At 40.3% G+C, this 12141-nt stretch carries 11 protein-coding genes; 6 read left to right on the forward strand and 5 right to left on the reverse strand.

What is annotated here, in order from left to right:
• The coding region (locus J2Y67_RS17535) for an IS3 family transposase (RefSeq protein WP_157761917.1) at nt 1-87 on the forward strand (87 nt) is incomplete at its 5' end.
• Between the two features lie 66 nt (nt 88-153).
• Here J2Y67_RS17535 and nasC read toward each other — a convergent pair.
• Nucleotides 154-2304 carry an assimilatory nitrate reductase catalytic subunit NasC gene (gene nasC / locus J2Y67_RS17540; RefSeq protein ID WP_310176139.1) on the reverse strand — a complete coding sequence of 717 codons (2151 nt, stop codon included), beginning with the start codon at nt 2302-2304 and terminating at the stop codon, nt 154-156.
• A 20-nt stretch (nt 2305-2324) separates the two neighbouring features.
• Complete coding sequence (gene nirB / locus J2Y67_RS17545) at nt 2325-4448, reverse strand: nitrite reductase large subunit NirB (RefSeq protein WP_310176140.1); 2124 nt, start codon at nt 4446-4448, stop codon at nt 2325-2327.
• 336 nt (nt 4449-4784) lie between these two features.
• Here nirB and J2Y67_RS17550 point away from each other — a divergent pair, with 336 nt between their 5' ends.
• Complete coding sequence (locus J2Y67_RS17550) at nt 4785-5990, forward strand: MFS transporter (RefSeq protein ID WP_310176141.1); 1206 nt, start codon at nt 4785-4787, stop codon at nt 5988-5990.
• A 188-nt stretch (nt 5991-6178) separates the two neighbouring features.
• Here the strand turns inward: J2Y67_RS17550 and J2Y67_RS17555 are convergent, their stop codons facing one another.
• Nucleotides 6179-7615, reverse strand: coding sequence for a DHA2 family efflux MFS transporter permease subunit (locus J2Y67_RS17555; RefSeq protein WP_310176145.1), 1437 nt, complete (start codon nt 7613-7615; stop codon nt 6179-6181).
• Between the two features lie 275 nt (nt 7616-7890).
• Here J2Y67_RS17555 and J2Y67_RS17560 point away from each other — a divergent pair, with 275 nt between their 5' ends.
• From J2Y67_RS17560 to J2Y67_RS17570, 3 genes are all read left to right on the forward strand, one after another.
• Complete coding sequence (locus J2Y67_RS17560) at nt 7891-8670, forward strand: Cof-type HAD-IIB family hydrolase (RefSeq protein WP_310176146.1); 780 nt, start codon at nt 7891-7893, stop codon at nt 8668-8670.
• A gap of 221 nt (nt 8671-8891) precedes the next feature.
• Nucleotides 8892-9779: an RMD1 family protein gene (locus J2Y67_RS17565; RefSeq protein WP_310176147.1), complete on the forward strand. Its 888-nt coding sequence runs from the start codon at nt 8892-8894 to the stop codon at nt 9777-9779.
• 139 nt (nt 9780-9918) lie between these two features.
• Entirely contained in the window at nt 9919-10623 is a 705-nt protein-coding gene (locus J2Y67_RS17570) for a YjjG family noncanonical pyrimidine nucleotidase (RefSeq protein WP_310176148.1), read from the forward strand.
• Nucleotides 10624-10682: 59 nt separating this feature from the next.
• Here the strand turns inward: J2Y67_RS17570 and J2Y67_RS17575 are convergent, their stop codons facing one another.
• Together J2Y67_RS17575 and J2Y67_RS17580 are read right to left on the reverse strand one after the other, a co-directional pair.
• A complete protein-coding gene (locus J2Y67_RS17575) occupies nt 10683-10910 on the reverse strand; it encodes a hypothetical protein (RefSeq protein ID WP_310176149.1) in 228 nt (75 codons plus the stop codon).
• An 86-nt stretch (nt 10911-10996) separates the two neighbouring features.
• Nucleotides 10997-11272, reverse strand: coding sequence for a hypothetical protein (locus J2Y67_RS17580; protein ID WP_310176150.1), 276 nt, complete (start codon nt 11270-11272; stop codon nt 10997-10999).
• Nucleotides 11273-11395: 123 nt separating this feature from the next.
• On the opposite strand from J2Y67_RS17580, the gene J2Y67_RS17585 reads away from it, so the two are divergent.
• Nucleotides 11396-12139, forward strand: coding sequence for a YoaK family protein (locus J2Y67_RS17585; protein ID WP_310176151.1), 744 nt, complete (start codon nt 11396-11398; stop codon nt 12137-12139).
• Nucleotides 12140-12141 lie beyond the last annotated feature (2 nt).

A 12141-nucleotide genomic window follows, 5' to 3' on the forward strand; every position in this document is an offset into this window, starting at 1 on the left:
ATCTATTACAATCACTATAGATACCAATGGAATTTAAAAAAGATGACCCCTGTTCAATACAGAGATCATCTTCTTAAAACTGCCTAGGCTTTTTTAAAAATGTCCTTTACAAAGGGTACATTTTAACTTATCCCAGGCATCTTTCTTGTTTATTTAATTGGCCGAAAAATCCGTGATCTGACTCACTCTTACAGCACTTACTTTGAATCCTGGCATTTTGCAGTCAGGGTCTAGTTCATCAGAAACAAGGAGATTAACATTTTGCGAGTCTGCCCAATGAAACGGAACGAAGACCGTATCTTGACGAATCGTTTCTGACCATTTGCTCCGGACAATGATATTCCCCCTTCTTGATTCAATTTTTACTAAGGACTGGTCCGAAATACGGTATTTTTTCGCAGTGGTTGGATGAATTTCCATAAATGCCTCCACATTTCTAGCCGCTAAGGCTGCACTTTTTCTCGTTTGCACACCGGTTAAGTAATGGGACATGACTCGGCCGGTTGTTAAATACAGTGGAAACGTATCGTTAACCTGATCCTTTTGAATAACAGGTTTGTTGGGCACGACAACCATTTCTGCCTTCCCGTCTTCATGCGCAAAAGAGCTTTCAAACAGCCGCTTTGTCCCTTTATGATCAAGCTCTGGGCAAGGCCAAAGTATTCCGCCTTCCTTTCTGATCCGCTCATACGTTAGCCCGTAATAATCAGCGATTCCACCACGGCTAGCCATTCTTAATTCATTAAAAATTTCTTCTGCAGACGAAAATGAAAAGTACTCTCCCTTTCCAAGAACCCTCGCAATCTCACAAATAATTTGCCAATCATGCTTTACTTCTCCCGGACAAGGATAGCTCGCTTCTCTTAAAGTCACCCGCCCCTCTACATTCGTCATCGTTCCCGCATCCTCTAAATACGATGAGGTGGGTAAAATTAAATCTGCTAATCTCGCGGTCTCTGAAACAAACAGATCGACCGCGACAAAGAATTTTAGTTTTTTTATCGCTTCTTTTACGAAATAAGCATTTGGATTGGAGACAATTGGATTGGAGCACATTAGAAATAGACCTGTGATTTCACCATCATAGATTTTTCCCATCATTTCATAGGCAGAGACCCCTTTTCTCGGCAATTCATCCTTGTTGATTCCCCACACACTTGCCATATAGGCTCGATCTTCTTCGTTTTCAATGGAGCGATACCCGGGGAGCTGATCTGCTTTCTGCCCATGTTCTCTTGCCCCCTGGCCATTGCCCTGCCCCGTTACCGCAGCGTAACCGGAATGGGGCTTTCCAATTTTCCCTGTAGAAACAAGAATATTCAGGAAATTACGGACAGCCTTCGCCCCATCTGTTTGCTGTTCTACCCCTCTCGCTGTAAAAATCATTCCTGATGCTTCTTTGCCAAACATGATTGCTGCTTTCCGAATTTTTTCACGTGGTACCCCTGTTATTTCTTCTATTTCCCCCAAGTTTAGTGAAACTACATAATTTTTAACTTTTTCAAACCCATTAACCCGTTCTTCGATAAATGTTTTATCAATATATTTTTCTTCAATGATTACCTTCAACAATCCATTTGCCAGGGCTGCATCTGTTCCCGGTTTCAGTTTTAAATGTAAGTCAGCCATCTTGGTCGTCGCTGTTTCCCGAGGATCAATCGCGATGAGGTAAGCTCCGTTCTCTTTTGCTTTCTCAAAGTATGGCATGATGGTCGGCTGGCATTCGGCGATATTGGTACCTGCTAATATAATGCAGCGGGTAAAAGGAATTTCTGACAAACTGTTGGTAAACCCTCTGTCCATTCCGAATGTTTGATTTGCAGCAGAAGCAGCTGCTGACATACAGAGGCGGCCATTATAATCAATGTATTTCGTCTTTAAGGCAACGCGGGCAAATTTCCCCAGCAAATATGCCTCTTCATTTGTAATCGATGCACTCCCATAAACCGCTAAGGCATTTTGTCCGTCTTCCCTTTGGATTCGAGTAAAGTTTTCCTTGATGTGATGTAACGCTTCCTCCCAGGAGATACGGACAAATTCTCCTTTTACCTTTAACATCGGATACTTCAATCGCTCCCTGCTAAATGCGTGTTGATGGGCATTCATGCCTTTAATACATAAACGCCCTTGTGATGTCGGATTTTCTTTTCCAATTGCCAGATATTTTTTTCTTGAAACAATGGATTGTTCCACTAATGTCATTTTGCATTGCATACTACAATAGGGACATTGCGTTTCAAATAATTTTTCCGATTGGACTTTTTGCTGCTTCGAGCGGAAATATTTTAACAGAAGTTCAGTCATGACCTGTCACCCTTTCTTTATTACAAACTTTTTTCTAAAACAGCCTTCCTTATAAACGCCTCTTCATCTAAACGCTCTAACAACTGCTGGCGAAGTTCGTCATCAAACAAGACTTCTCTCACATGGATGAGACCCGCTCGTTCCATCCATTTCCCAATTCTCTCCATATAATTAGCGCTCTCGCGATAGTACTGAATAAGACTACAGATTATTTCCATTGCTTTTGGATTGGTTTCCGCAATGCATACTAACTCACCGGTACGCACCTTGCGTCCGCTCAAGCTGCCGACATAGATTTCCCACCCTCTATCCATCCCCAAGACGACTAGATCATTTGTGGTGGAATCGGGTCCATTATGAATACTAGTGGAAACAGAGATTTTTACCTTAGAAGGTGTTAGGAGGAATTCAAATCTCTTTTCCAGATCACCAGCCAATTCAAGTGAGGATTGATTTTTATCGTTACATGTGAATTTATTCACTTGAAGAATCACATTCATCCCTTCATGATTAATCAGTTTACTATGTTTGTGCTCATATTCAGGATCAATCATCGTTAAATAATAGTGAAGGGCGGGTTGGCAGATTGGACAACCTTGCTTGTTCTTCCAATGGAGTTCTGCCATCACTTCCTGTAATGAAGACAGACCTTGAACCTGAATTTCACGAACAACTTCCTCTTGGGTCAACGGAGTACAGTCACACATGGAAGTCTCCTCAACCAAACTTTCTTCAAATTCATCACTCTGAATATAGGATAGGAGATTGGCAACTAACGGCTTGCAGCCACCACAAGAACCAGCTGCCTTGGTGCATTTTTTTATTTGGTCTACGTTCGTTAAACCGTTTTTTTGAACCGCGTCGATGATGTCCCCTTTCGAGACCCCGTTGCAGTTGCAGATTATGTTATTGCACGGCATGGAAGCAAGCGAACTTTCCTCACGATCAGCAAATTGAAACAGAGTTAACTCTTCCCCAACGGGTACAGCCTCCTGTTCCACAATCATTTCTAGCAATCTCGTACAGTCTTTTACATCCCCAAATAATACAGCACCAATCATTTTTTGATCTTGAAAAACTAACTTCTTATAAACGCCTCCCGGTCCATCATAAATTTTAATGACCCTTGATGATTCCGTTTCAGCAAACTCGCCGACAGAGAACACCTCCACATCTGATATTTTTAATTGGGTAGACAGGATAGACCCTTCATACCCCTTGGTGTCCTGTCCACAAATCCGTTTCGCCAATACTTTTCCTTGTTCAAACAAAGGCTTCACCAATCCATAAACGATCCCGCGATGTTCCACGCATTCTCCAACGGCATAAATATTCGGGACACTTGTTTCCATGTAGTCATTCACAAGAATCGCCCGGTTTGCTGTGATTCCACTATCTTTGGCTAATTGAACATTGGGTCTCACTCCCACTGCCATCACAACCAAATCTGCTTCCGTTTCGGTACCATCATTAAAACGTAAGCCTTCTACTCGGGTGTTCCCGAGGATTTCTATTGTCACTTTTTCAAAGAGAAACTTCATCCCTTGTTTTTCCAGTTTGTTTTGCAGCATTTGGGCTGCCGTTTGATCGAGCTGCCTTTCCATTAGATAGCTTCCATTATGGACAACCTGTACATTCATCCCAAGATTGAGCAGCCCGCTAGCCGCTTCCAACCCTAAAACTCCACCACCAATGATGATTGCTTTTTTATAGTTCTGCGATGCCTCGATTATTCTCTTACAATCATCAATGGTTCGAAATGTAAACACACCTTGTTTATCCACACCAGAAATAGGAAGGAGAAACGAGTCGGAACCAGTGGCTAGAATCAGATGATCATAGGAAATTTCACGATTTTGATCGGTTTTTAATACCTGTTTCTCTTTATCTATTTTTATCACCATTTCTCCTGTAAAAAGTTGAATTTGATGGTCTTCATACCATTCTCGTTCATTTAAGGTAATCTCTTTGAACAATGTCCGCCCCTGCAGTACAGACGACAAAAGAATTCGATTATAGTTCACATGTGGTTCTTTGCCAAAAATCGTGATGTCAAACTTATCGGGTTCTAACTTGATTATTTCCTCCAGACAACGCACACCCGCCATGCCATTCCCAACCAGCACTAGTTTTTCCTTCTCCATTTATAAACCTCCAGCTCTATTTAAAGATGGTCATTCTTACGGGATAAATATCACATTCATTATTCCATAGGTACAATCAAAAAAAATTATCTGTGTTACATTTTCTAACACGAAAAATTCTTCTTTAAAAACCGTGTTAGATTTCTTAACACAAAAACTGACAATTCAAGAGCTTATCTATTACGCTTAAGCAGACAAAAATTTCAAAATTTGGAGGTTTTGTAATGGAAAAAGAGATTGGTTGGTTTTCATTTTTATTTTTACTAGGGAAGGTATGGTTTTCGAAGAACCCGGGTATCAGTTGGTAAAGAAAATTCTCGAAGGGAGATCAAGTGGATGAGATTAACAGATTTAAGAAAAAGCGGTCACGCACCGTCATTAATAGCCTCATTTTTATATTTTGATGTAAGTTTCATGATTTGGGTGATGCTCGGGGCCCTAGGGGTTTATATTACAAAGGATTTTGGACTTTCCCCCTCGCAAAAAGGGTTTATTGTCGCTGTTCCGATTCTGAGCGGTTCGTTTTTCCGCTTAGTGCTCGGAATCTTAACCGATCGCATAGGACCACGAAAAACGGCAATCAGTGGGATGCTTGTCACGATGGTTCCGCTTGTATGGGGTTGGTTATTTGGACAAACGTTAACAGAGCTTTATTTGATTGGGATTCTTCTCGGTGTAGCAGGCGCAAGTTTTGCTGCAGCTATTCCGATGGCGAGCCGCTGGTATCCTCCACATCTACAAGGGCTGGCGATGGGGATTGCCGGCGCAGGAAACAGTGGGACGCTATTCGCCACTTTATTTGGTCCGCGGATTGCAGACCAAATTGGCTGGCATAATGTCATAGGGCTAGCTATTATTCCGCTTTTTGTGGTTCTTATCCTATATATCTTGCTTGCAAAGGATGCTCCATCGCAGCCACAGGCTAAACCTGTCGTGGAATATTTCAATGTTTTTAAAAAGAAGGATACATGGTTTTTCTGCTTGCTTTATAGCGTCACCTTCGGCGGATTTGTCGGCTTATCCAGTTTTTTAAGTATCTTTTTTGTGGATCAATATGATTTATCAAAAGTAAAATCTGGGGATTTTGTTACCCTTTGTGTTGCGGCAGGAAGCTTTTTCCGCCCTGTTGGCGGATGGATTGCGGACAAAATTGGCGGTGTTCGCCTGCTAATTTTATTATTTATTGTCGTGTCGCTCACAATGTTCGGTGTGAGCCGACTTCCTTCGTTGACGATGGTGACCATTTTGTTATTTTTTGGCATGCTTTGTCTCGGAATGGGTAATGGAGCGGTTTTTCAATTGGTTCCGCAGCGATTCCAACAAGAAATTGGCATGATTACCGGTATTGTTGGAGCTGCCGGCGGGGTTGGCGGATTTTTTGTTCCTACTATACTGGGGACACTTAAACAAACAACTGGAACGTATGCAGCAGGCTTTATGGTTTATGCTGGGGTTGGTGTTTTAGCACTTTTGGTGCTAGCTGTTGCCCAAGTTTCATGGCGAAAAGCTCTGATATCGAAAGAAGCTTCTGTTAAAATTTAGTTCAGTTCTTATAAGTAAGGCCCTGTTAAATTTGGTTGTTGATTTCCGTTCCAATCAACTTCTCATATAACCTATCTAAAAACAACAATCTTTTAGAAAACAGCCTTCAAAAAACATTGACCTTTAACCTATTCTAAAATAAAAGAAGACATGTGCAACAAAGCATATGTCTTCTTTTCGTTCTTATTTTATTCCTGCATTTTTACGCTTACCTTGCTTTTTCCTTTCAATTCCCCTTCTGACTGTTGATCTCTTTTTATAAAAAAGGATAGGACAAGCCCTAACAGTGAAAGGATCGAAACCACCATAAAGGCCACATCGGCACCGTACATATCAGGATTAGCAATGTCCGGGCGCTTCTTTGCCGTTTCTGCGGTTGTGGTCATGACCGTAACAAGAATCGCAGTGCCCACCGAGGCTGCAATCATTTTCATCGTATTATCCATGGCAGCCCCATGGGGAATTAATCGTTTTGGCAGTTGGTTCAGAGCAGATGTGGCGACTGGCATCATCACCATCGAAAGACCAAGCATTCTGATTCCGTACAATACAGTAATATAGGTTATCGTCGTCGATGGACCTAAACGTGTAAAAGCAAACGAAGCCATTGTCATAATAGTTAAACCAATCATCACTAACCATCTTGCCCCAATTTTATCAAATACTCTTCCAACAATCGGAGCGCTGAACCCGCTAACCAAAGCCCCAGGTAATAGGGCAAGGCCTGCTTCGAATGCAGAAAATCCGCGCATGTTCTGCATAAACAGTGGAATTATCGTCTCAGCTCCAATTAAACCCATAAAACCAATCATTCCAATGATAATAGCAAACGGGAAAATGGAATACTTAAACACCCCAAATTCAAGCATCGGATGCTTCAAGCGTAACTGTCTAGAAATAAATAAAACCAATGAAACCGCTCCAATCCCAAGGGATAGGATTGTAGTATAATTGGACCAACCGTAATTTCCTGCAGCAGTAAACCCGTAAAGCAGTCCCCCGAAGCCTAGCGAAGAAAAAATAATCGAAATCACATCGACCTTTGGTTTTGAGATTTCGGTTACATTTTTTAAAGCAATAAAGGCAATGAGAATATCAATAAGGGCTATTGGTAAAATGATAAAAAACAGAACTCTCCAGGAAAAATGAGATGTCACCCAACCGGAAAGGGCTGGACCAATAGCGGGTGCAAAGGAAATTACAAGTCCGACTAAGCCCATTGCAGACCCTCGCCGATTGACAGGAAAAATCATTAAAAATACCGTTTGCATCAAGGGAAGCATAATTCCCGCTCCAATGGACTGGATAACTCGCCCGAGCAACAGCATTTCAAAATTGGGTGCAACCCCTCCTGCCAAGGTGCCAACCGCAAATATACTCATTGCCGAAATAAAAAGCTGTCTCGTGGTAAATCGCTCCAATAAAAACGCGCTGACGGGAATCATAATTCCGTTCACCAGCATAAAAACCGTTGTCAGCCATTGCGCGCTATTCGCAGTTACATTCATTTCATCCATTACTGGAGGAATTGCTGTAATCATCAACGTTTGATTTAAGATTGCAATAAACGTTCCTGCCAGCAAAAGAGCTACAATCGTGGTGTGCTTACTACCTGATATCGCCATTCATCCATCCCCCCATTTTTATCTTTAGAAATACCATCATGAAAAAAGTACTTTTACAGATTAACCGATTTTATCCTTAAGTTCCAATTAATTGCTCCTGTTTAATTCAGTAAAAATCAATCTGGGGAGTAATTGTTGGTTAATGGCTTATCCTTATCATGACTTAGATTGACTTGGGAATTACAAGTAATCAGATGGATCCATTAAATTGCTTTTTCAAAACATGTTATACTGTACTATAGATTACAAGATTAGCACTGTTAGGAGAGTATTATATGAATTACAAGGTTGTCATCTTAGATATCGATGGTACAATTCTTCCACATGGAAAAACAATTAGCCTTGCCACGTTAGATGCCATTCAAAAGTTAAGAGACAAAAATATTAAGGTTGTCATTGCTACGGGAAGAGCTCCCTATTTTTCAAATTCTATTATTCACGATACGGGTGTGGATTCCATGGTCTTTTTTAATGGGGCTAATGCCTATCATGAAGGAAAAGAAATATACAAGAACGCGATTGAGAAAGAGGTTTTAGAGAAGGTTCTTTTAATGTCTCACGATTATCAGCATCCTCTTACCTTTTTAGGAGGAACAAGTTTTACCGTCACAGACCAAAGTCACCCTTTCGTAGTGGAAGCGTACAAGCATGATTCGTGGATGCCTGAACTGGCACCTCCTCAGTTTTGGAAGGATCAAGATATTTATCAATTATTTCTTCATTGTGAATTAGAGGATGAGCTATCCTATCAAATGAAGATTCCGGAATTAGATTTCAGAAGATGGACCTCCGGTGCTAGAACCTGTGATGTAAATTTGTCCAAATCCAACAAAGCTGTAGGTATAACGAAATTATTAGAAAAGCTCGGAATTGCTCCAGATGAAGCCATTGCATTTGGGGATGGATTAAATGATATTGAAATGCTGTCTCTAGTGGGAATGGGTGTGGCAATGGGATCAGCCCGCGATGAAGTAAAACAGGCTGCCAATATGGTAACATTATCGGCCGAAGAAGACGGAGTCCGATTCGGGTTAGAGCGTCTTGGGTTAATATAGGTAAAAAATTTCCCTTCATAGGTTGTATGAAGGGAGATTTTTTTGGGCAAAATCGGAAGGATTTGGTTCGTAGGCGAAATTGTCAGAAACACAATATTCGCCTCTTCTATTTCTACCTTAAGCATTTCCGCCATCTTGTTTGCATGCGTTGCCAAATCAAAAATGGAAGCAATCTTGAAAAACTTTCCGCTTCCAAAGAAATGGGCAATAATAATTTTTACATGAATAGAATAATAGAAAGCATGACCAATTCGCTGAAAAGAGTGATCTTAATGAAGGACATTTCCTTTAAAGCATTTGCCATCACGAATGAAATTGATTTAAACAAAATCGCCATTCATTGCGGGATTCCGAAAAAATTCACTTGGGAAGAGCCTTTAATCTTGAGGGGGAAAATTTTAAAAGACATCCTTGGACAAGAAATCGAGGAAACGCAAATGGTGCTGGTTTTCTCCTTTGGCAGCGTTGTTTTCATCAATCACATCGATTTCCACGAAATGATGGTCTTTTTTCGCTTTGTCCATTCCTTTGAACCAGACATTGACCTCAATCAATCTAACAAATATACGGATAATTACAGCTTGCACATTCGTGAAACCGAAACCCTCGAATTGACAGACGAATATGTAGTTGTACCGGTATATGAGAGCTTCTATCCTGAGTTAATTTCCACCGTGCTCGCCAAATCAGTTGCACTTGAAAAAACAGAAGAACAACTTGGAAAAATCCACGATAAGCTTGAAACGATGATTGACCGGCTCGAAAAAGGAAAGCTACGAATCGGCAATAAGGAGCTTGCGAGAACGACAGCAAAAATCGTCCGCCATGAATACAACACCCTTGCGTATATCATGATTTTGGATAAGCCTGATATTACCTGGGCCAGCCTTACTGCGAATGTATTTTACGATAAAATGATCGAGTTCTTTGAATTAAACGACCGATATAAAATTCTGAAAAGCAAAACAGAAATCTTATACAGCATAATGAATGGCTTTTCCACCATCAGTCACTCCATTCGAGGACTATTTGTAGAATGGATTATCGTCATCCTCATAGTCATCGAGATCGCACTGACAATTTCCCAAATTATTGGATGGCTTCCTTAAAAAGGTGCCTGACCCCCATCACTGTAACGCTTTAAAGCGCTGGGGGTCAGGCACCAATTTTTTTATCTATACAATTTATAAATAATTAATGTAAAATGAATAGCAGTAAAATGAATGGAACTAAGATGGAGAGGTTACTTTGAAAAAATATAGAACTTTATTATTTGATGTTGATGACACTTTATTGGATTTTGGTGCTGCGGAGGAATTAGCATTACGCTTCCTTTTTGAGGAAGAAAATTTCCCTCTCACAACGGAAGTGGTAGACCGTTATAAAAAAATCAACCAAGGATTGTGGACGGCTTTTGAAGAAGGAAAACTTAATCTTGATGGAGTATTAAATTCACGTTTTACTCTTTTATTTAAGGAATATGGTCTCGTGGTCGATGGGGCTATGCTTGAAAACAAATACCGTCGTTTATTAGCAGAAAGTCATAAGCTGGTTCCAGGTGCATTTGAACTAATTTCCGAACTAAAAAATCACTTTGATTTATATATTGTCACAAATGGTGTTTCGGATACTCAGCATAAACGCCTTGGTGATTCAGGCTTATCTTCATTTTTCAAAGATATCTTTGTATCGGAAGAAACAGGCTTCCAAAAGCCATTGCAGGGATTTTTTGATTATGTGTTTGCAAGAATTCCAAATTTCTCATTAAAAGATTGCTTAATTATTGGCGATTCGTTAAGTTCTGATATGAAAGGCGGACAGCATGCCGGAATCGATACATGTTGGTTTAATCCCAATCAAATGCCTAATCATTCTGAAATTATGCCAAGCTATCAAATAGAGAAACTTGATGAATTGTATGAAATATTGAATTTAACCGCAGTTCTTTCTTGATTACAAATCTAGTAGGTTACAGGGAGCATGTTAATTGCTCCCCTTTTTAATTCACCTGACTAAATCCTCTTTTTTATATCTTCCCGAATGAGTTCCACCATCTCTTCCGATAAATTTACCGGCAGGGATGTGCCATTCTCGAACACCCAGCTATTGATGATTTCAAGATCGGCTTTTTTGAATGTGATACTGTACTCTTTTTGATTGTAAGAAAATTCTACGGTTACATATTCCTCACTAGCAAAATCATCGTCGATGATCATTTCGTTCAATTCATATGGTTTCACGAGGTATTCTCCTTCAAACATTCATTTTCTTACTTTTAGGGTTTGCTTTTCATACTGGATTATTCTACTTCTACAGCGGACCCCGATTATGTATTTGCTTTTACCCAATCCATCAGCTCTGAAATTGCATCCTCCAAATCAACTGCGGCCGTACCGTCTTCGGGAATTTCTCCAAGAAATTGATTAAATTCATTCATCCTATCTAGAAGACCATTTTTGGATTGTTTTGCGTTTTTCTTCAAATCCTTAAAACCATCGTCTTCTCCGAGCTCATCAACATTTGTCCAAACTTCTTGCAGGACGGTTTCTAATTTTTGAACCGAACGATGCAGTTCTTGTAATTTTTCAAGTGTTTGTTTCATTTATCCTTCTTCCTTTCAGACAAGTGTTCTCATTATAAGTTTTTATCGTTGGATACGCAAAAATTCTAGTACGAAGGGGATGATAAAATTTAGCGCGATAGAAAATTATTAGGAGATACTTCGATGGAAAAGACTCAAAAGATAGATTTTGCCTCTTTGAGAAAATATATAAATTTCAGTTTCGCAAAGCTGCCGCGATTAACAGCTGAATCGGTGGCTTTAGGAATATTTCTGGCATTTGTCGGTGGCTTTTTGGATGCTTACACCTATGTAAGCAGGGACGGTGTTTTTGCTACTTCTCAGACAGGAAACCTCGTTTTATTAGGAGTAGAAACAGCACAAGGACAATGGGATCAAGGTTTAAAACATATCCCTCCCATTTTGGCATTTGTTCTTGGAGTGACCGTTGCCGAAGGATTGAAACATCCAAAAATTACAAGAACTTTTCCCTTTCCAGCCCGTACCGTGCTTTTATTAGAAAGTATCGTATTAGTGTTGGTCGGAACCTGGCCCGTCGAAGTACCAAATATAATTGTTACCGTAACGATTGCCTTTGTTGCTTCTGTTCAAATTTCCTCTTTTCGCACACTTGTAAAGTGGCCCTATAATTCAGCAATGGTTACGGGAAATTTGCGAACTGCTGCTCAAGCAGCCTATACAGCACTTGTCCTGCATGACCGTCAAGGTATCATTCAATTTTTCGATTTCACGGTCATTATCCTTTCATTTTTAGTTGGGGCTTTTACAGGCGCGTTGTCCACTATTCACTATGGCACAAAGGCGATTTGGATTGCCTCCCTCGTCCTCATCTGTGCTTTGCTTGTTTTAAATGTGAATTCGAAAACTCTGCTTCGAAAGGCGAAATAAAA

The sequence above is a fragment of the Neobacillus niacini genome, assembly GCF_031456445.1.
Lineage (GTDB): Bacteria > Bacillota > Bacilli > Bacillales > Cytobacillaceae > Neobacillus > Neobacillus niacini_I.